The sequence below is a fragment of the Arsenophonus endosymbiont of Crataerina pallida genome (genome assembly GCF_964020125.1).
In the GTDB taxonomy this organism is placed as follows: Bacteria; Pseudomonadota; Gammaproteobacteria; order Enterobacterales; family Enterobacteriaceae; genus Arsenophonus; species Arsenophonus nilaparvatae.
On record NZ_OZ026540.1, the window covers coordinates 943,996 to 966,280 of the forward strand.

A 22,285-nucleotide genomic window follows, 5' to 3' on the forward strand; every position below is an offset into this window, starting at 1 on the left:
TGTTGATTTTTTTATATTAATGAACGAATAAATGATTTTTTGTGTAAAATTCAGCATAAAATTTCAATTTTTTGGTAATTTTAATTTAGATAAGTGTAGAGCTTGACTGGAATAAAAAATTCATTTTATTAATTAGATAAAATATCTGCTAATGTATACCAAAAGCAGTAATTAATTCGAGTAATATTTTTCTTTTTAATTATTTCATTATTATAAATCTAAATTGATTTGTTAATAATTAACTTATTTATTAAATATAAAAATGCTTTTACTTATTGATTGTTAAATAAAATATTTACTTTGATATAAATCACAAAAAATAAAATATAACTTTAGCTTTCTTGTAAGTTAGATAGGGGCATCTAATATCAATTTAGGTTAATGTTATTTATTATTAACCTTTCATCATTATGCCAATAAAATAAATTTTATTTTATTGGCTTATTCATTTATTTTTTGGAGTTAATTATGTTTAAGAAAATACTCCCGTTATTGCTATTATCTGCGACTTTATTTTCGTCGAATATATTAGCGGCGACAAATTCAGCAGGTGGAATAATTTCAGTTGTTGGTGCTATAAATGATACTACTTGCAAAATTAATGGAGGTGAAAGTGCAAACTTTACTATATTATTAGATCCCATTTCTGTTGCTGATGCAGGAACAGCAGCATTTACCGTTCTTCAAAAAAATCAGAAAGCATTTAAGTTAACGTTTTCTGATTGTGCACCTGCTGGAGGTTTAGGCAGTAATTTAAAATTCTATTTTTCATCACCAAGTACGATATCAACGGATGGTCAATATTTAGTGAATGATACGGTTGATGAAAATAATCCTAACGTAGCAAAAAATGTCGGTTTTAGTTTGTCTACCCCAAGTGCTACCACGACCGCTATTCCATTAAATACCCCTTTTGATACAGGAGTAAAAGGAGATAAAACAGCACCACAAGCTGACGAGTTAACATTTATCGTTAGTTATTATAAAACGCGAGCGGAACCTGCTAAAGCGGGTCCATTGCATTCAAATTTAATCTATACCATCTCTTATTTGTAAATAACATTAACCAGGCTCTTTTTGAGTCTGGTTTTTAACGGACTATTTATTATGAAAAAATTTTTGTTATTTATTATATTAATTATTTCTTCTAAAAATATATTAGCCAATATTGTGCTGCAAGGGACTCGTATCATTTATTATGAAGCTAAAGGGAATGTTACGGTACAATTAACAAATAATGGAAAATTACCAGCATTAGTACAATCATGGGTTGATGATGGCAATATAAACTCTACCCCAGAAAAGAGTCATTCACCTTTTTATGTTTTTCCACCTATTGTAAAAGTAGCGGGACTAAAAGGACAACAATTAAAAATAAAAATGATATCGCATAAATTACTTAAAAATAGAGAAAGCGTTTTTTATTTAAATATTCTTGATATTCCACCATACCCAGAAAATACCCAAGGTAAAAGCGTTTTGCAATTGGCAATTAAATCAAGAGTTAAATTATTTTATCGGCCAAAGGAATTAATTACTCCTCCGGCAGATGTATATAAAAAAATAAGTTATAAATTAGAGGATAATGATCTAATAGTAACAAATAATTCTAAATATTATTTTACGATTGCAAAAATTACTCATATTAATGAGGCAAAAAAAGCCTGATAAAATCGAAGATGATCCCGCCATTATCAGACTTTAAATTACCGCTACAAAATAAGGTTAAGCATAATAAATTAACCGTAACTTATGTTGATGATTTTGGCGTCTATAAAACAAGAAATATTAACCTTAAATAAGAAGATAAATCGTGAAAAAAATATATTATCTTTATAATAGCTTAATTTTATTAGGTATATTGGATTGTATACCGGAGTTATTTGCAGAGGAGTTTGATACTTCTTTGCTAGTAGGAAAATCAGCTCAAGGAGATATATCTCGTTTTTATCAGAATAGTGAAATTCCGCCAGGTAAGCAATTGGTCGATATATATGTTAATGATGATTGGAAAGGACAATTTGAAGTTAATATTGGCGAAAAAAATCAAAATATTACTATTGATGCTAAGGATGCTAAAAAATTAGGTTTAAAACTTTCATCTCACACAAAACAGATGATTGAGCAAAAAACGACTGTCTCGTTAGATAATTTAGTCAATGATATCAACTACTATTTAGATGTTAATCAGTTAGCATTAAATATTTCAGTGCCGCAAATTTCTTTAGTTAAATCGGAAATAGGTTATGTTGATCCAGTGAATTGGGACCATGGTGTCCCGGCAATTATTCTCTCTTATAATACCAATTATTATAACTATCGAGAGAAAAAAAATCGTAAACAGAGTAATGAAGCTTTTTTTGCCAATTTAAATACCGGTATTAATTTGGGTGCCTGGCAGTTTCGAGATGAATCAAGTTATTCTTACTATTCCAGTGGTGATCATAAATGGCAAAATAATACCCGCTACTTACGCCGTTCTTTCAGCACTATATCTTCAAATTTGATGTTAGGTGATTTTTATTCTCCCTCTGCCTTGTTTAGTAGTATTCGTTTTAGAGGTGGTGCATTAACCACGGAAATGAATATGTTACCTAACTCCAGCCAAGAATTTACGCCGATTGTCAGAGGAGTTGCTCAAACCAATGCGTTAGTAAAAGTATATCAGAATGGAAATCTAATTTATCAAGAAACCGTTCCGCCTGGAGCGTTTGAGTTTAGTGATCTACGTGCAGCAGGAGGAGCGGGCGATCTTTCCGTTGTTGTGCAAGAAGCCGATGGCCGGCAAGAGTCTTTTACAGTGCCATTTTCAGCGGTACCTAATATGATGAAAGCGGGTGTTTATACTTACAGCATTTTGGCTGGGCAAGCAAAAATGATCAATACCCATTTCCAACCGAAATTTGCTCAAGCAGAAGCCTATTATGGTATCAATAATTTAGTCACCGTTTATACCGGCTTTATTGGTAGTCGTGATTATGCTGCTATTATACTTGGCAGTGGCTGGAATTTTCCGTTTGGTGCTGTTTCGGTTGATGCGACCCATGCTGCAGCTTATTTAGATACAGGAACCAAACGTGGACAAAGTTTTCGCTTGGCTTATAGTAAGTTTTTATCAACCACCGCTACCAATCTGACTATAGCGGCCTATCGTTATTCAACGGGAGATTATTATAGTTTTGTTGATTCCATTTATGCCCATGATAATTATCAAGCATGGCTTAAATATCAAACGACGATTAAAAATAATCCTAATGATCGAAATGAAAATAATCCATCAGATTTAGATTTGGCAACTTTTGATGCCTTACGGGGTGCCCGTGCCAGAAATACATTTAATTTAAATTTAAATCAGCATTTGGGGAAAGATAATGGTGTTATTTTTTTGGCTGGTACGCTGAGAAACTATTGGAATGTTGGCGGCAGCAGTCGAGAATAACAAATAGGTTACTCAAATAATTATAAAAATATTACCTATAACTTATCCGTTTCACGGGTAAGAAATACCGATCAAAAAGAAGAAACCCGTTATTACCTCAGCGCCAGTGTTCCAATTAATCTATTTGGTCGTAATGCTTATCTCAATTCGGGTGTCTACCTGACAAATTCCAACTATCAACAGGCCAATATTAGTGTCAGTGGGACAGCGGGTAAATATGATTTGATCGATTATACGTTAACCGCTTCAAATCAGACCGGTGGTAATAATTTAATTAGTGGTAGTGTAAATTACCGTAACCCTTATAGTACGATTGGTGCTTCATATAGTGAGGCTAATAATTATCGACAGTCAGGTTTGAATGCCAGAGGAACCATCGTAGCATTTCCCTACCATATTCTTGCTTCCGGTGAAACAGCGAATACATTAACGGTATTAGAAGCACCAATGGCTGAAAATTTAACCGTTAATAATAATTGAACGGTGTTTACCAATAAACAGGGGTTAGCATTAGTAACCAATGCCACTCCTTATCGTACAAATGTTTATACCCTTTCTCATACCAGTCAGACCTCAGGTGCAGAAATTACTGACAATATAGCGCATGTGATCCCCTATGACGGGGCGGTTAGTCATATCAAATTAGAAACCGATCAGCGAAAAACTTATATGTTAAAAGCGACTTTTGCCGATGGTAGCAATTTACCTTTTGGTACCGAGGTTACTGATAGTCAGGGTGAATTTGTTGGTCATGTTGGGCAGTCAAGTGTGCTGTATATAAAAAGTGATCAGTTACCACAATCATTGAATGTCAAATTGAATATTGAAGGTAAAACAGAATGTACCATCCAGCAACCCATTCATACCTTGAACATCAATCGTAATATTTGCCAATAGCTGGGGAAAATAAGATGAATAAATTAGCAATAAATTTTTTATTATTATCAGCGTGTTCCTTCAGTCAATTGGTTTATGCCGATTGTAAACCCAACAGCACTATCACAGTGCCGAGTTTATATTATGATTTATCGGCTGATTTTAGTAGTGCATCAATGGTAGTAGCAAAAACGGATAAAACCACGTTCCCAGGAACATTTACCTGTAGCTCCCCAGGGCTATTTTTTCCTAATGCGATTGGTATTGCTTCGCCATTTAATGGTCGAACAGCAACAATAGGATTTCATGGTGGTAAGCAGTTTGTCCAGGTTACAATGACTGCGTTAGGAAAAGATCGCGTAACCAACTTAGCTAGAGGTACCCATCCTGCATCGAATTTGAATACTAATTTCACCTTACAGTTTAGCTTATTGAAGAGTAAACCAAGTGGTAATTATACTGAAGTGGCTGGCGATACTGCAGTTATCTCACCCTTTATCTTGGTATCAGATGCTTCATCGTTGGGTATTTTGGTGTGGTTAGTTAGGATTGTACTAAAATTAGTTGAATTTTTATTAACCTGGCAATGGCCCGTTGATGAAAATGATATTTTTCTTCAACCGATTACTATTAAATATAATCCTATTGCCACTACCTGTGATTTTTCAAATAAAGGATTAGTGGTTAATTTACCTATCGTTAGTATCAGTGATATTAAAAATATTGACCGGCCTGGTTATCAGCCTTTTACCCTCAATTTTAGCTGCAGCGATCTTTTAGCAGGCAATAAAACGACGCGAAATATTGCCATGTTTTTGGCCAGCAATAATTTACATAGTGCCGATAAAACAGTGTTAATAAATACCACTCAACAAGGTGCTAAAGGAGTCGGGTTTCGCCTTGTGCAAAGGAATAAAACATCATCACACATTCTATTTTCCAGCAGTGAAAGTGTCCAAGGCAATGCGACATCTATTTTTAATATTGCGGTTGGAAGTGCCTTAGCTCCCTCGTTTTCCATTGACATGGCGGCTTATTACTACGCTTATGATCTGAATAATATTTCAGCCGGAAAAATAACCTCAACGGCAACTTTAGTATTTTCTTATGACTAAATACGATTAATTATAAGGATCAAAAAAATGGCGAAAAAAAATTACTTAGCTTTCTTACTCTATTTTATGGCTTTCTCAAGTAGTAGTAGTGTCTTTCTTAAAGGCACGCGAGTTATTTTTCCTGCTGAAAGAAAAGAGGCTGTTATTCAATTAGTTAATTCCAGCGATAACCCATCGCTGGTACAAAGTTGGGTTGATGAAGGTAATATTGATTCTACACCGGAGACAACCCAAGCGCCTTTTGTTGTGACGCCCCCAGTTGTAAAAATAAATCCAAGAGGAGGCGCACAGCTTCATATTCGGCAGTTAGCAAACCAGTTGCCAACTGATCGCGAATCTATTTTTTATCTTAATGTGCTGGATATTGCGCCAAAACCCGATAGTTTAAAAACGGATAATATTTTACAGTTAGCACTAAGAACACGAATTAAACTGTTTTATCGACCACAAAATATTAGCCAAATGTCTCAGAGTGTCGTTGAGCATATAAAAATAAGTAAGATTGGAGGATCAGTTGTTATTGATAACCCAACCGGCCATTTTTTTACTCTGGCTGCATTTTATAACCCGACAAATAAAAATAATATTTTATCTAAAACCGTTATGCTCTCACCTTTCTCACAACAAACCGTGGAAAATAAAAGTCATACTATTTTAGGTAATGAGATTTTGTTGGAATATATTAATGATGAGGGTAAATTTGTTAATCAAGTGAAAAAAATCAAATAATATTAAACGGCTGGTATTTCGTTATTTAAGCTAACTACTGCTAAATGCGATTATCAAATGTCAGCATATTTTCTATGTTGGTTTTGATTAATATAATTTGTCTGTTTAATAGCTAGCGTTAGATTGTTGTTGCCAGAGATGGGCAGCAACGAGCGCTTTCCAGGGAGAATATTGTGCTAACCATTTTTCTGTCTCTTTTGCACTTATTCTCTCACTGCAATTTAATAAATACTGAAGATTACGTTGGACGGCGACATCACCATGTAGAGAACCGTTCAAATAATTGAAGCCGCGCAGCAAGGAATAACTGATTGTCCATGGACCAATTCCTTTTATTTCACTCAATTTTTGCGTCCATGTTGCCAGATTATTTTCATCTACTGGAAGATTTAATAAGTGATGGTTATTTTTTAACATATTGCATAATGCAATAAGGGTTTTTGCTTTACCGATAGAGAATCCACATATTCTTAGCTTCTGTTCATCATCAGCATGGATCGCATAAAAAGAAGGAAAACACCAAATTCCTGACGAGTGTTGTTTACCAAAAGCATGAATAAATCGACGGCGAATAGCAATTGCAGCAGCGACACTAATTTGTTGCCCTATAATTGCCCAAGTAATTGCTTCAAATGCTGTTGCTGCTTGATAAACCCTTAAACCTTGTTGACGAGAAATTAAATTACCAATAACTGGATGGTTATGGTATTTATCTTCAAAAAGCTCAACGGATTGATATAAACTTAGCATATTTTTTGCTAGTTTTTCGAGCTGCTGCTCAGTGATAACGGCAGCTGGATTATCCGTTTGCAGAGAAACCAAAATGCTATTTTTATTTAATATAAACGTTAACTCAGCCGGCTGGCCACAGCATGTAATGCCTTTTCTTAATTGGTTATTGGTAATAATTTCTGCCACATTTTGCTTATCTCGTGAGTGATAGGCAAGAAAGTCTTGGTAATGATAATTGTTTGGTAAATGAATAATGGTTTTTTTGGCTAGCATTTTGTTATGGTTATTTAATTTTAAACTTAGTGAACAGTTGGCGTTTAATTTGATAAAAAATAGTAACATAAAAGCGAGTAAATTAAAGGCAAGAATTTCCGCATCTAATTCTGTCATCAGCGAGCTGAAAACTAAAAAAATTACTATTGTTTGCTGTGGGGCTGGATGATATTACCAAATGTTATTGTGAGTTGCCCACGTGATGAAAATCTAAATTACATGATAGCGTGTTGTTAACTCTTTTTATTCATTTATTCTTAATGTTTAATTTTCCTTGGTTATTTATTCTTTTATTTTCACTTAAGGAGGAAATGGTTAGCTTATTTTATGTTTTAAAATTTACCATTAAATATAATTGCTGTTTTTATCATTATTAAATATTAATCCTATTGAAATAGCGTTTATTTGTTATTAATAGATGGGCTGGTTAGCTAAATAAAATTATTTTTATTTGTAATATTGTTTAAATGAAAATAATAATTAACCGTTTTTTATTTAACATTATAGTAATGAAAATATTGTTTAAGCTGAAAAACTATTAAGCATTTTTTAAGTAAAGAAAGAAAATTACTATGGATTATTTTTTTATTAACATCAAATGTTAATGATGCATTGGTTTATTTTTATTAATTTGGTTTTAATTTTGAATTTATGTTAATTATTGGCATTGCTGTTGTGGAGTGACATTAATTCATAAATGGAAACAAATTTATACGTTTTTAAATAATACTTATCTATATCTTTGTAATCGATATAAGTAAGTAAAAGGAGTAATTGCAAATGGAATATTATCAAAAAAAACGTTTTTTTACCCTTCATTGTGCATTTTATCTCCTTCGTTAGCGTTAATTTAACGCGATCCAAAGTTTATTAATTGGTAATTATCCAGACAAAATAAGCAGGGATAAGAGTAATAAAAATTTATTGATTAAGGTAGTAAAAATAAGAATAGCTACATATCAATGTCTTTATTAATTTCAATAATAGATTGAAGTTATTATTTAGTATTTGTTTTTATTTTACACAAAAATAGTAGCAATATTTTTATATTATTTAGATAGGGAAATTATTTATGCAATGCATTGCTAATCGTTACTATTCGAAAACAAAAAGGATAACTGCCTATATATTGTTATTTATACAATTGTTGTTACCTATTTTTGTTACTTTTTCATCTGTCGCTAAAGCGGCGCAGGATGATGATGTTGCTAGCAATCAGATGCTGGAAACAATCAACGGTATAGATGCGTTAATAAATAATAACTCTACTTCAAAAAACTCTGCTCCGCAGTCCCCATCATCGCTTTCATCATCAAGCGGCAACGGCATCGAGCTGGAATATTCAGCTTTGCCTGATAATCGATCATTGATATCGGCGTCAACAGCAAATAACAACAAACCGTCAGTCGCTCATCATCCGGTATTACCGACATTAGATATAAAAGAGACGTCGCAAGCTAAACAAATTGTCTCATCAGAAAAACAATTTGCGCAAGGAGCAACCCAGGTAGCGCAAGTTTTTGCCAATAATAATGCCACAGAGGCGGCCATCGGTTATGCGCGTAATCGAGGTGAAGGCCTAATAAATCAGAAAATTAGTGATTGGTTGAATCAGTATGGCAAAGCACGCGTGCAAATTAGTTCAAATAAAACCGGTGATGCTGATTTACTTTTACCACTAATTGATAAACCAAACAGCTTATTGTTTAGCCAAATTGGTATTAGAGCTAATGAACAACGGAGTACTACCAACTTAGGATTAGGTTATCGTCAATATCAGCAAAATTGGATGTGGGGCCTTAACAGTTTCTACGATTATGATATTAGCGGCGGTAATGCACGTTTTGGTGTTGGTGGTGAGTTGTGGGCCTATTATTTGAAATTAGCGGTAAATGGTTATTTTCGTTTAACTGACTGGCATCAGTCGTTCCTGCATGAGATGCGCGATTATGATGAGCGGCCGGCCAATGGATTTGATATCCGAGCTGAAGGTTATTTACCCAATTATCCTCATTTAGGGGCTTATGCTAAATATGAACAATACTTTGGTGAAGGGGTTAGCCTTAGTCATAATCCATCAACTAAAGATTTGAAAAATAATCCTTCTGCCACAACTTTTGGCTTAAGTTATACCCCTTTTCCATTATTAACATTGAAAACTCAAGTCTCTCAGGGAGATTCCAACGATAGTCTGATTGGCGTGGAATTTGCCTATCGGTTTGGCATACCACTGGCTGCTCAGTTAAATCCAGATAATGTTGATTTAATGCGTAGTTTAGTGGGCAATCGTTATGATTTTGTTGATCGTAATTACAATATCGTTATGCAGTACCGAAAACAGGAGATATTAGCCATTTCTCTGCCAGACAGTGCGATGGCTGAAGCTGCTCAAACAATAGCCATAAAAGCGACGGTGCAAAAAGCCAAATATGGGCTCAATAAAATCTTATGGAGTGCCCCGGAGTTATTAGCTAAAGGTGGCAAGATCCACGAAACATCAACCAATACTATTGACCTAGTGTTACCTGCCTACGATGAAGATAACCAAGGTAATAAAGCTTATACCTTATCCGCTGTTGGTGTTGATAATGAAGGTAATAAATCTAAAGCTACCGTAATGATGATCAATGTTACTCAATCAAAGGATGGTTTTGCTTATTTTACGTTAGAAAATTCGGCGCCAATACCGGCAGATGGTAACCAAACGTATTTAGCTAAAGTGCAACTACAAAATGACAAAGGGGTACCACTAGCGGACAAACAAGTGACATTTTCCGTTACCGGTTTTAGCAAAAGTGCCAGCACCTTGGCAGCAAAAAATAATGGCGGCAATGCTGGGGTCGTCATGCTTAGTGAAGATGGTCAAAGAATGGGTAATCCTTTAACTGAGACTACGGATGCTGAAGGTAAGATCAATATAAAAGTTAGAAGTGACTTGGCCGGTCAGGGAGAATTGATTGCTACCATGGCAAATGGTAAGAAAAAAGCGGTTGCTATCCAATTTACCCCTGATGTCACTACCGCCAAAGTTAGAAATGTTAACCTGATTGATAAGAAAAATAGTAAGGTAGCTAATGGCGTCGATAGCTTTAGCTACGAAGCCTTTGTTGTCGATCAATTTAATAATCCATTACCAAATGTTGATGTTGCTTGGTCACATAATCAGCAAGATAAGGTCGTTTTGTCAGATAGTCATAGTAAAACAGATGCTAAGGGACGGGCGATTATTACCCTGCGTAGTACCCTTTTTGCTGTCGATAATGTGGAAGTCAGTGCCAAATATGACAATACGCTTGAAATGACCGCAGATAGAGTGGTCAGTTTTGTTGCTGATGAACGCACTGCCAAGGTTAGTGATGTTTCATTGAATGGCCGGGCAACAAATAAAGTTGCTGATGGAAAGAGTTATTTTAGTTTTAGTGCCCAACTGGTTGATGGCAATGGTAACCCGATTAAGAAAAGTGGATTAGTTGTTAATTGGACTCATAATAGAGACCCGCAAAAGGTTCTATTGTCGGCTGCAACCACCCCAACAGATAGCAATGGTATTGCCTCCGTTGAATTAATAAGTACCACTACCCCCATTGATAAAATACGGGTTAGTGCAAACTATGCAGCTACAGCAAGTGTAGAAGCGGATCAAGAGGTCAATTTTATCGCTGAAGAAGGTCTGATTACAGTTGGTACTGTTGAGTTAAAGGATCCTGATACCGTTACTAAAGTAGCCGATGGTCAATCCAGCTTTACTTTTAGCGCACAGCTTGTTGATAACAAGGGGCAACCTGTTAACCAGGCCGGCATCGATGTTGATTGGTTCCGTGATAAGGATGACGTTAAGTTATCAGACAATACTAGCAAAACGAATGAACACGGAATTGCTACCATTACACTGCAAAGTACAATTAAGGCCGTCGATGAGGTACAGATCAGCGTCAGTTCGGGCAACTTAGATGAAATAAATGCCAATAAGAAAGTGAGTTTTATTGCTGATAAAAGTCAGGCTCATATCGGTAGTGTGCTGTTAGATGGTTCAGAAGTCGAGAAAATCGCGGATGGTATCACTTACTTTAGTTTTACTGCCCAACTGGTGGACAATAATAATAACCCGATCAGGGAAAAAGGATTACAAGTCGATTGGTCACAAAATAGCGGCGATAAAGTTAAATTAGCTAATAGTAGCCACACCGACGAAAACGGTATCACCGCAGTTAAGCTGTATAGCACAACAACAGCGGTCAATAATGTAGAAGTTAGTGCCAGTTACACTGGTACAGCAAGCAAATCGGCTGATAGAAAGGTTAGTTTTACAGCCAATAAAGGTACGGCTAAGTTAGGTGAAATTAGGTTATTAGATAAACCTACGACCCATAAAATTGCAGATGGCAAGCAAAAATTTACTTTTGATGTCCAGTTGTTTGATAAAAATGATAACCCAATTAAACAAGCGGGCATAATCGTCTATTGGGGACATGATGGAGTAGGGAAAGCCCAATTAAACCCAACCAGTGAAACGAATCAAGATGGTGTTGCTACCGCTGAATTGCAAAGTACAACCATGGCTGTTGATGATATTGAAGTTTTCGCCAAATTTGGCAACGACGATAAAAAGACGGCAAAAGAAAAAGTAAGTTTTATTGCTAATAAGGCCACAGCAGTGGTCAAAAATGTCAAGCTAGACGGTAAGGTAGACCGTAAAGTTGCTCATAGTAGTAATAACTTTGTTTTTACCGCGCAATTGGTTGATGGCAATAACAACCCGATCAAGGAGGAAAATTTATCGATTAATTGGTCGGCGGATCCAGCTAGCAAAGTTCGTTTTAAGGGTGGCAACATCAGTCAAACTGATGCAAAAGGCCATACCTCTATCACTTTAGAAAGTACAGGCGATGAAGCAAAGAATGTGCTCGTCAGTGCCCAGTACGAGAGTTCAGTTCTACAACCCGCTGATAAGCCAGTTAGTTTTATAACTGTCTCTTTTAGCCATTTAAGTGTTAATGGCCATGATTTCCCAACCGGAGATAAATTCCCAACCACTGGCTTCCACGACACTAAATTTACCATCGAAACACAAGGCGCGCCGGCGTCAGAATTTGCATGGAAAAGCAATCAAAGTTGGGTTTCGGTTGATGATGGCAAGGTAACGTTTAATGGTGATGCGAGCAGTGCAAGTAAAACTGTCACTATCACAGCAACACATGAAACGGGTGGTGACCCGATTGAGTATACCTTTACTCTAAATAACTGGTTTGCCTTCTCTGGTGAGAAAAATTGGAATGACGCTAAAAACTGGTGTGTAAGTAATAACGGGACGATGCCAAAAGTGGAGCAACTTAGCCAAGGTAAAGGAAAACGTGCAGTCGGTTCATTATGGAGTGAATGGGGTAAATTCAGTCATTACGGTATAGAAGATGGCTATTATTGGACTTTAACTGAGGGAATAGGTGGTCGCTATATAGTCGTTAAATTAGACGATGGTTTTTCTGAGAAAGATAGCTATACCCATGACACAGAGGCAGTGGTTTGTTCTAAGACGCTGTAATTCATGTTCCCGCCTCACATGATGAGGCGGGAATATAAAATGTAAAAATTTTATATTAATAAAAAAGTAATCAGGAAAATTTGCGTGATGAATGAAGGAAATACGTCAGTTATCAGCTTGGTGGCGACAAGTTTTACTTATATTACCCACAAAATTTCTTAGCAACCGGTTATGAAGCAAAATATTTATAATAACTGATTGTTTTAGCGGAATAATTTTTTATGTTTATTAGTAATAGGATTTATATATTATTAGGGAAGAGATCCATGCAACGTAAAGCTGATTGTTATTTTACAAAAACGAAACGGATAATCGCCTATATTTTACTGTTTATACAATTGTTTTTGCCTGTTTTCGTTGCTTCCTCTTCAATTGCAAAAGCGGCGCAAACTAGTGAACAAAATAACCCGATGATGGACACCATCAACGGCTTAAATAATTTACTGCAACGTCCTGCAGAGAAAGATATGCCCGTTCTCGATAAAGAGCCTGCAAAGTCGGATAAAAATAATGCGCCGGTAAAATCATCGACCTCGCTTTCGTCATCGGATTCAGCATTATCCATGTTAGAGGCACACTTCTCTTCCCAACAACCGGCAACTGCCATTCAACGACCTAAAAATGCCGAACAGGATATTATTTTTAATAGCTTGCCAACCCTAGGCATCAACGATAGTGAGCCTAATTCGCAAACGGCTGTTTCCAGCGAACAACAAATGGCGCAAAATATTTCTCAATTAGCACAGACATTGTCAACCGATGATGCCATCAAGGCTTATATGGGGTATGCCCGCAGTATAGGTGAAAATCTGGTAAATCAAAAAATCCATGATTGGTTGAGTCAGTTTGGTAATGCCCGGGTGCAAATTAATTCCAATAAAACCGGTGATGTAGATTTATTGGTACCGGTACTTGATAAACCGAACAGTCTGTTGTTTAGCCAAATTGGTATTAGAGCGAATGAGCATCGCAACACCACTAACTTAGGTGTGGGTTATCGCCAATATCAGGATGCCTGGATGTGGGGCATTAACAGTTTTTATGATTATGATATTACTGGGAGTAACTCTCGTTTCGGTGTTGGTGGTGAATTATGGGCTGATTACCTTAAACTGGCGGTTAATGGTTATTTTCGTTTAACCGACTGGCATCAATCACGTCTGCATGAGATGCGAGATTATGATGAGCGTCCAGCCAATGGGTTCGACCTTCGTGCTGAAGGATTTTTACCCAGCTATCCACATTTAGGGGCTTATGCTAAATATGAAAAGTATTATGGTGATGGTATTAGCCTTAATAATGGTCTCTCAAGTAGTGATTTGATCGATAATCCTTCTGCTACCACTTTTGGCTTGAGTTATACCCCTTTCCCCTTATTGACCTTTAAAACCCAAATTTCGCGGGGCGATACTAAGGAAAGTAGCATTGGGATGGAATTGGCCTATCGATTCGGTGTATTGCTGGCTGAACAGCTTGATCCCGATAATGTTGATTTAATGCGTAGTTTGGCGGGTAACCGTTACGATTTTGTCGATCGTAATTACAATATTGTCATGCAATATCGCAAGCAAGAACTGTTATCCATTTCTTTGCCAGAAAGTACTGATGGCGAAGCAGCGCAGACCATGCCGGTCACGGTCACGGTTAATAAAGCCAAATATGGCTTAAAACAAGTTAGCTGGCAAGCGCCAGAATTAGTTGCTAAAGGAGGTAACATTCAAATTGTGTCACCGACTTCAATTAATTTAACCTTGCCAGCTTATATTTTCCAAAAACAGGCAAAAGTCGCTCAATCTTACCGCGTCTCAGCAGTGGCTGTTGATAATGAAGGTAATCAATCTAATACCGCAGTTATGATGATCAATGTCTCGCCATCACAAGATACCATTCAAGCAATAACATTAACGCCAAATAATACCCAGGTAGCCAATAATAGTGATACTTATGTTGCCACTGCATTAGTACAGAATAAAAAACATCAAGCACTCCCCGGTAGAGCCATTACTTTTACCATTGATGGATTCAAATCTAGTGGGGTAACACTGTTTGATATGGATGGCAATCAAGGTAATAGTTTGACGGTGATAACTGATAGCGAAGGTAAGGCTAATGTTAACATTAAGAGTAAGGTGGTTGGCACCGGAACATTAACGGCTGCGATGAAAAATGGCAATAGAAATACTATCCCTGTTAGTTTTGCGCCTGATATCGCCACCGCCAAAGTTGAAAGTGTTACATTAATTGGTAATGAAACGAGTAAAGCGGCTGATGGTATAAGTCGATTTACTTTCGAGGCATTAGTGACCGATCAATTCAATAATCCGGTACCCAATGTTAATTGGTCACATGATAGAGGTAATACCGCTATCTTATCGGCAGAGCAGAGCCAAACTGATGAGAATGGACGAGCGATGATTACTATGACCAGTAGGGTTGTGGTGGATAATGTTACGGTTAGTGCTCATTATAATAATCCTGCTAACAAAATAGCGGCGAATAAAGCGGTAAACTTTATTTACATTTTGGATACCGCTAAGGTCGGTAGCGTTACCTTAGAAGGTAGTGAAACGCAAAAAATAGCTGATAATAATAGCTTCTTTACCTTTACCGCCCAATTGATTGATGGTAACGATAATCCGATTAAGCAAAAAGGTTTAGATGTTAATTGGTCACATAATAAAGATAGTGAAGTTAAATTAGCGGCAAAAAGTCAAACCGATGAAAACGGGCGAGCTTCTGTTGTGTTGTATAGTACGACAGCAGCAATAAAAGGCGTAGTTGTTAGTGCAAGATTTGGTTCAACCAAAAGAGTCGATGCTGATCGGGAAGTGGCCTTTATTGCTGATGAAAATTCAATCAGAGTAAAGAGTGTGACACTCAATGATCAAAGCGATAGTAAATTAGCTAATGGTCATAACAAATTCACATTTACTGCTTTGGTATTAGACGGCAATGATAATCCAGCTAGACAACGGACGGTGAAATGGGCGCATAATAAGAATGACGAAGTAACACTGTCGGCAACAACCAGTGAAACCGATGAAAATGGTCGCACGACGATTATGTTACACAGCACCAACACTGCGGTGAATAATATTATTGTCAATGCAAGCTATGGCACTTCTGCACCAATAAATGCGCAACCAGTTGAGTTTTATACTGATACCAATACCGCTCAAGTGGGTAGTGTCACATTAGTCGATAGTGAAGTTAACAAAGTCGCTGATGGCAACAATTACTTTACCTTTGATGCTCAATTAGTCGACAAATATGGTCATCCGCTTAAAAAAGCGGGTCTGAATATAGAATGGTCACACAATAAAGAGCAACAAATCACCTTATCCGCTGCATCAACCACGACCAATGATAGTGGAATTGCCTCGGTTACCTTGAAAAGTAGTAAGATTGCGGTAGATGATATTATAGTTTATGCCAAATATAGGGTACCTCCATTAAAACCAGCTGATAAGAAAGTGAGTTTTGTTGGTGATATTAAAACCGCTAAAGTGGGCAAGATCACATTAAATGATGCTGACAATAATAAGATCGCTGATGGTAAGAATGGCTTTGAGTTTAGCACCCAACTAGTTGACCATAACGGTAACCCGGTTAAGCAAGCAGGATTAGTCATCAAATGGCGACAAGAAAAGGGTACTATCGTTAGCTTGCCTGCAAGCAGTGAAACAGATAGTGATGGGCGTGCGACTATTACGCTTAAAAGTAGCCAAAAAGCAGTGAATGATGTGGTGATCTATGCGCAATATGCAACAAGTGGTGAAGAAAAATCCGAAGCAGTAAATTTTATTGCTAATATTAACACCGCTAAAATAAAAGCAGTCACATTAGATGGTCAGGAAGTTAATAAAGTTGCGAATGGCGACAATTACTTTACCTTTAAGGCACAACTGGTTGATGAATTTGATAATCCTATTAAGGTGGCGGATCTGGATATCAGCTGGTTGCTAGATGATGATAAAGCTGAAGATGCCCATTTATCTGCAGCATCAAGTCAAACAGATAAAGACGGCTTTGCCAGTATAGAACTTAAAAGCACTACTAAAGCAGTGGATAATGTGGTCGTCAGCGCCCAATATGGTACTGCGGCTAAAATAAATGCAAACACACCCGTTAACTTTATAGCCGATATTGCTACAGCTAGAGTTGGTAGTGTGACATTAGTCGATGATATCGTTCGTAAGGTTGCCGATGGTAAAAACCATTTTACCTTTAAGGCGCAGCTGGTTGATCAACATGAAAACCCGGTTAAAGTGCCAAATTTAGATGTTAACTGGCAACAGGACATGAATGGTAATGATGTTATCTTACCCGCTAGCAGTAAAACTAATAGTGATGGGCAAGCAACGATAGAACTAAAAAGTACCAAGACGGCAGTAAATAATATTACAGTCAGTGCACGGTATGATACCAGTGAGAAAAAAGATGCCGATAAACTAGTTAATTTTATCCAGGTTTCTTTTAAAGAGCTTAAAATTAATGGCACATATTTTGACCTGAATGCAGGAATTCCGACTATTGGCTTCCAGGGTGCAACATTTGACATCATTACTAATGGTGCGCCTGTCAATGAATTTAATTGGCAGAGTAGTGAAAGTTGGGTTTCCGTTAAAAATGGAAAAATAACTTTTAGTGGCGATGCTAGCAATAATTCAAAAACAGTCATTATCACGGCAACCCATAGCTCTGGAGGTGAGCCAGTTAAATATGAATTTACACTTAAAAAATGGCATTTATATAGCCAACAAGAGATGAATTGGAATGATGCTAAAGACTGGTGTGCTAATAAGGGATTGACACTGCCAACTGTTGCCCAACTCAGTGCTGGTCAGTTTGTAAGAGGTATTGATTCACTTTGGAGTGAATGGGGTGACGTACGTTTATATAATTGGAATTATCATATGTACTGGACATCTGAAACATCAGGTAACAATGTTAAAGCTGCTGGTATGGTCAGTGGTTATATAAATAACAGTGGTGAAGGTAAGAACAATCGATTCTTTTTTACCTGTGTTCGCGATCTTTGATGAACGTTAATTAAATGCTTATCCCATTTAGCGAATATTAAGTTACTGCTAATAGAGGTTTATGTGCTGAGTGTATTGGTACATAAACCTCTTAATTATTAGAACCATCATGGTGTTAGCCAGCCAAGATAAATTTAAGCGAGTGGGTTTTTGATAAGTCGATTGAAGGGTACTTTAATTCGTCATCATCGATGACTGACCCGATCCTACCTGATGACTAGCTAGAACCGGGTTTGAATTACGGCAAGTAAAAATTAGCTGGCTTTTTTCGCTGCCGCAGCGGCGTTGACAATAGTAGCAAAAGCATCGGCTTTCAGCGATGCGCCGCCAACTAATGCGCCATCAATATCGGGTTGACTGAAAAGCTCGGCAGCATTGCTGGCATTCACTGAGCCGCCATACTGAATAATCACTTGTTCAGCAATAGCCGGATCTTGTTTGGCAATATGGTCACGAATAAATTTATGTACTGCTTGCGCCTGAGCGGGAGTGGCTGATTTACCAGTGCCAATCGCCCAAATCGGTTCATAAGCGATAACACTATTTTCAAATGCGCTGGCACCTAAGCTATTTAATACCGCATCAATTTGACGGGCGCAGACTTGTTCAGTTTTGCCGGCGCTATTTTCTTCTTCAGATTCACCAATACAAAGTACTGGCGTTAATCCTTGCGATTTTAACACGGCAAATTTGCGAGCGATAAATTCATCGCTTTCTTGATGATAAGTTCTACGTTCAGAGTGACCGATAATAATATATTTTGCGCCAATATCTTTTAGCATTTCCGCTGAGATATCACCGGTAAAAGCGCCGGAAAGATTGACGTCAACATCTTGTGCGCCAAGTGCTATCTTGCTACCGGTTAAAGCTTGTTTTGCTTGCGCCAGGTAAAGCGCTGGTGGGGCAATTGCGACATCACAGCCTGTGACATTATTTAATTCGTTACGCAAATTTCCAATCAATTCTTCAACCATTTTTGTACTGCCATTGAGTTTCCAGTTCCCCATGACTAATGGATGCCGCATGTTTTCCTCCAACTAAAAAATATTTATTAATAAATGAGATAAAGACAATTGATCATTATTCAGTTTATGCAAAAGGATAGTATAAAGATGCTATGACTAAATCACTTTGTTTTTCGTCATTCATGTGTGATGTTATCATCATTTAGTGAAAGCTTAACCGGTTCAATAGCGAAAGTAATCATGTTATCTTTACTTTTTACTAAAATATAACGGATAGCGCCTACTATCGTTTCATCACTCTGCACTTGGTTATGTTGTTCTAACATACGATCTAATACCGCGGTTAATTGATGTGTGTTATCAATTGAAGTGGTTTTTTCGAAGTGATTAATAATTGCCATAATATAACGTTCGAATAATTGTCGATTAATTTTATAGCTGCTTGCCTCTTTTGGTGGCAGTAATGTTAGCTGTAAACTTTTAATTTTTTCACTTCCTCGTTCAAGTACTGCGGAGGAGTAAATTTTGCTGTTAATTCGACTGGCTGCACGAATATAAGGTAAGCTAATATCCTTGCTTTTGATCACTTTAAATTCATGTATTGGATAGCTGGGATTATCCTGATTATATTTTTGCCAAAATACGGGAATAGTTTCATTGAATAAGGCTGCATCGGGCGATAAATAAATAAGCAACCGAGACCTCTGTTTCAGGCATAATTGATAATTCTTTTGCCAGCACCGGGAACAGTGGCAATAATGCAATAAATAGTAATACTAACTCAAATTTGCGATTGTAAATTTTCATCATCGTTACTCGTCAGTATGAATTTTTTCATAAAGGATCCATTAGGATAAGATAAATGACATTACAACAATGGGCACTCTCATTTAAAGGACGAATTGGTCGAAAACCATTTTGGCTTGGTATGGTTATTTGGTTTTTATTAATGGTCATGATATTTAGTTTGCAAACTTTTTTGTTATTTTCTCCTTATATTTTACTGTTATTAGTCATTTTGTTGCTCTACCCATTGGCGACAATTTTTACTAAACGTCTACATGATCGTGGTAAATCTGGTGGCTGGTTGTTGTTATTATTGTTGGCTTTTGTGCTATTTTCTATCGATGTTAGTTTATTCACACCTTTTTGGCAGTGGGGGATTGGACGATTTCTACCTTTATTTATTGTTACCATATTATTTTTAGATTGTGGTAGTTTTAAAGGTCAGGATAAAGCAAATCGTTATGGTAAAAAAACTGAACAAATTGACTATCTCAGCTGATTAATTTTTATTTACCTCGGCTTACCAATATTGTTCACTGGTAATGTGCCCAGCTTTACGGCGTAAGTGTTTATCTATCCCTCTTTGTATTTTTAGTAGTTGTTGGGTATCTTTAACCATTTGTGGATTACCGCAAAGCATAACATGGCTCGTTGAGGGATCAATTTTTGCCTTTACTGCTTGTTCTAGCTGTCCGCTTTCAATTAGCGCTGGAATACGGCCGGTGAGTGAACCAGTTTTGTTTTCGCGACTGACAATAGTTTGGATCTTCAATTTTCCCTGATATTTTTTCTCAAGAGCTTTCATTAATGGTAAGTAACTCAGATCTTCCGCGTAACGTACCGCATGTACCAGGATAATTTGGTTAAATCGGGCTAAATATTCGCCAAATTGCAAAATGGATAAAAAAGGCCCAATTGCGGTACCTGTCGATAGCATCCAAAGCGTTTCACAATCAGGCAGTTCTTCTAACACAAAAAAACCTGCTGCCTCTTCAGTGACATAAATAGGATCACCGGGTTTCAATGCTTCAAGGTGTGGGCTGAGTTTTCCTTCCGGTACGGTGACGAGATAGAATTCTAATTGATTATCATTGGGTGCGTTAACATAAGAATAGGCGCGTTGGATACGCTGGCCATTGATTTCTAGCGCAAGTTTAGCATATTGCCCCGCAATAAACGGTTTAATTGGCGCTTCGAGGATCAAACTAAATAAGGCATCTGTCCATTTATGATTTTTAATAATTTTTCCTGTTACCCAATTCGCCATACTACTGGCCTCCCAATGTGTCAAATAAAGCGTTAATGTTTGGTCATATTATGTCAAATCTAGGCAAAACCATTATCGATAATGTATTTTAACTATTCAGTTAAATTATGACTCTTTCATTATGATATAAAATTGTACAGTTATGTTTACAAAATAAGTCAATTAGATTCGGTTAGGTGGAAAAAATAATTTAATCGGTTAACTCGAATTTTTTTTATAATTTGTTAGATTAATTGATATTAACGTACAGATTTGATGGGGCTGTTTTTCTTTAAGCCTAAGATATTGTAACCTTTTTTAATACATTGATTATTAGATAAAATGAGAAAATTAGAACACTTCAATTTGCTATTAATGCTCATTGTTTTAATTGCTGTCGGGCAGATGACACAGACAATTTATGTCCCCGTTATTGCAGAAATTGCTGCCTATTTCGCTGAACCTGATGGTGCGGTGCAAAGCGTAATGGGAGCGTATCTGCTATTTTATGGTTTTTCACAACTATTTTATGGACCTATATCCGATCACGTCGGTCGTCGCCCGGTTATTTTAGTCGGTTTAATTATTTATTTGATCGCAACCATAATCGCAATTTCCGCACCTTCATTAAAGATCTTGATTATTGCCAGTGCACTGCAAGGTTTAGGTGTCGGTGTTGCCGGTGTGATGGCAAGAACTATGCCGCGTGATCTCTATATCGGAACCGCATTGCGTTATGCCAATAGCATATTGAATATGGGAATATTAGTTAGTCCGTTACTGGCACCGATGATTGGCGGGGGTATTGCCTATTTTTTCGGCTGGCATGCAACTTATATTTTCCTGTTTTTATTGGGTAGTTTTGTCTTGATCAGTATGTGGAAATGGTTGCCTGAAACTTGCCCGCCCGCATCTGAAAAAAGAAATATGCTTTCTGCTTATTATTCGTTGTTATCAAACCCTACCTTTGATGCTTACCTAGTCACATTAATTGGTGGACTGGCGGGTGTTGTGGTATTTGAATCAAGTAGTGGTGTATTGTTGGGGGGAGTATTAGGTTTAAATAGTATTACCGTCAGTATTCTATTTATTTTGCCTATTCCTGCGGCATTTTTGGGTGCTTGGTATGCCGGACGCGAAGGAAAAACTTTTTATCTGTTAATGTGGCATGCCGTTTTTTGTTGTGTTTCTGCGGCTATTATCATGTGGTTACCAGGTTGGTTTGGATTTATGAATGTGTGGTCACTGTTGATCCCTGCCGGACTTTTTTTCTTTGGGGCAGGTATGTTATTTCCATTAGCTACCACCGGAGCAATGGAGCCTTTCCCTTATTTAGCGGGTGCCGCCGGTGCACTGGTTGGCGGTTTGCAAAATGTAGGTTCAGGCGTGGCGGCTTGGTTGTCAGCTCATTTACCCCAAACTGGACAATTCAGTTTGGGGATGTTGATGTTTGCTATGTCTATCCTTATTTTATTATGCTGGTTACCTCTGGCATATAAAATGGATAAAAATTAACACCTATTTAATAAATATATTTAGATAA

Annotated in this window: 15 protein-coding genes and 1 pseudogene; 11 read left to right on the forward strand and 5 right to left on the reverse strand. The window is 37.0% G+C overall.

The window, feature by feature from the left end:
• The first annotated feature begins 468 nt into the window (after positions 1-468).
• The 7 genes and pseudogenes from AACL31_RS04870 (at position 469) to AACL31_RS04900 (ending at position 6,159) form a co-directional block, all read left to right on the forward strand.
• On the forward strand, positions 469-1,056 hold the full coding sequence (locus AACL31_RS04870; RefSeq protein ID WP_310512222.1) for a fimbrial protein: 588 nt from the start codon (positions 469-471) through the stop codon (positions 1,054-1,056).
• A gap of 51 nt (positions 1,057-1,107) precedes the next feature.
• Positions 1,108-1,668 carry a molecular chaperone gene (locus AACL31_RS04875; RefSeq protein WP_310512223.1) on the forward strand — a complete coding sequence of 187 codons (561 nt, stop codon included), beginning with the start codon at positions 1,108-1,110 and terminating at the stop codon, positions 1,666-1,668.
• A gap of 11 nt (positions 1,669-1,679) precedes the next feature.
• Entirely contained in the window at positions 1,680-1,802 is a 123-nt protein-coding gene (locus AACL31_RS04880) for a hypothetical protein (RefSeq protein ID WP_310512224.1), read from the forward strand.
• Between the two features lie 11 nt (positions 1,803-1,813).
• Positions 1,814-3,919, forward strand: a pseudogene (locus AACL31_RS04885) (fimbria/pilus outer membrane usher protein).
• Between the two features lie 3 nt (positions 3,920-3,922).
• Entirely contained in the window at positions 3,923-4,336 is a 414-nt protein-coding gene (locus AACL31_RS04890; RefSeq protein WP_310512225.1) for a FimD/PapC C-terminal domain-containing protein, read from the forward strand.
• Between the two features lie 14 nt (positions 4,337-4,350).
• Positions 4,351-5,430: a fimbrial protein gene (locus AACL31_RS04895; protein ID WP_310512226.1), complete on the forward strand. Its 1,080-nt coding sequence runs from the start codon at positions 4,351-4,353 to the stop codon at positions 5,428-5,430.
• 27 nt (positions 5,431-5,457) lie between these two features.
• Complete coding sequence (locus AACL31_RS04900; RefSeq protein ID WP_310512227.1) at positions 5,458-6,159, forward strand: molecular chaperone; 702 nt, start codon at positions 5,458-5,460, stop codon at positions 6,157-6,159.
• A gap of 105 nt (positions 6,160-6,264) precedes the next feature.
• Here AACL31_RS04900 and AACL31_RS04905 read toward each other — a convergent pair whose 3' ends face one another.
• Positions 6,265-7,281 (reverse strand): 3-methyladenine DNA glycosylase 2, encoded by a 1,017-nt coding sequence (locus tag AACL31_RS04905; RefSeq protein ID WP_310512228.1) that lies wholly within the window; start codon positions 7,279-7,281, stop codon positions 6,265-6,267.
• Between the two features lie 955 nt (positions 7,282-8,236).
• On the opposite strand from AACL31_RS04905, the gene AACL31_RS04910 reads away from it, so the two are divergent.
• Both AACL31_RS04910 and AACL31_RS04915 read left to right on the forward strand, forming a co-directional pair.
• Positions 8,237-12,703: an inverse autotransporter beta domain-containing protein gene (locus AACL31_RS04910; RefSeq protein WP_339053797.1), complete on the forward strand. Its 4,467-nt coding sequence runs from the start codon at positions 8,237-8,239 to the stop codon at positions 12,701-12,703.
• A gap of 266 nt (positions 12,704-12,969) precedes the next feature.
• Positions 12,970-17,745, forward strand: a complete 4,776-nt coding sequence (locus AACL31_RS04915) for an Ig-like domain-containing protein (RefSeq protein ID WP_310512230.1) — start codon at positions 12,970-12,972, stop codon at positions 17,743-17,745.
• 254 nt (positions 17,746-17,999) lie between these two features.
• On the opposite strand, the gene tpiA is transcribed toward AACL31_RS04915, so the two are convergent.
• The 3 genes from tpiA to AACL31_RS04930 form a co-directional block, all read right to left on the reverse strand.
• The gene (gene tpiA, locus AACL31_RS04920; RefSeq protein WP_310512231.1) at positions 18,000-18,770 is read right to left on the reverse strand and encodes a triose-phosphate isomerase; all 771 of its coding nucleotides are present in this window, start codon (positions 18,768-18,770) and stop codon (positions 18,000-18,002) included.
• A 116-nt stretch (positions 18,771-18,886) separates the two neighbouring features.
• Positions 18,887-19,405: a DUF1454 family protein gene (locus AACL31_RS04925; RefSeq protein WP_339053798.1), complete on the reverse strand. Its 519-nt coding sequence runs from the start codon at positions 19,403-19,405 to the stop codon at positions 18,887-18,889.
• Positions 19,365-19,520 (reverse strand): hypothetical protein, encoded by a 156-nt coding sequence (locus AACL31_RS04930; RefSeq protein WP_339053799.1) that lies wholly within the window; start codon positions 19,518-19,520, stop codon positions 19,365-19,367. Before AACL31_RS04930 ends, AACL31_RS04925 begins: the two co-directional genes overlap by 41 nt.
• 52 nt (positions 19,521-19,572) lie before the next feature.
• Between AACL31_RS04930 and AACL31_RS04935 the strand changes: the two genes are divergently transcribed.
• Complete coding sequence (locus AACL31_RS04935; protein ID WP_310512234.1) at positions 19,573-19,995, forward strand: DUF805 domain-containing protein; 423 nt, start codon at positions 19,573-19,575, stop codon at positions 19,993-19,995.
• 21 nt (positions 19,996-20,016) lie between these two features.
• On the opposite strand, the gene fpr is transcribed toward AACL31_RS04935, so the two are convergent.
• Positions 20,017-20,763 (reverse strand): ferredoxin--NADP(+) reductase, encoded by a 747-nt coding sequence (gene fpr, locus AACL31_RS04940; RefSeq protein WP_310512235.1) that lies wholly within the window; start codon positions 20,761-20,763, stop codon positions 20,017-20,019.
• 321 nt (positions 20,764-21,084) lie between these two features.
• Between fpr and emrD the strand changes: the two genes are divergently transcribed.
• A complete protein-coding gene (gene emrD / locus AACL31_RS04945) occupies positions 21,085-22,257 on the forward strand; it encodes a multidrug efflux MFS transporter EmrD (RefSeq protein ID WP_310512236.1) in 1,173 nt (390 codons plus the stop codon).
• The last annotated feature ends 28 nt before the right edge of the window (positions 22,258-22,285 follow it).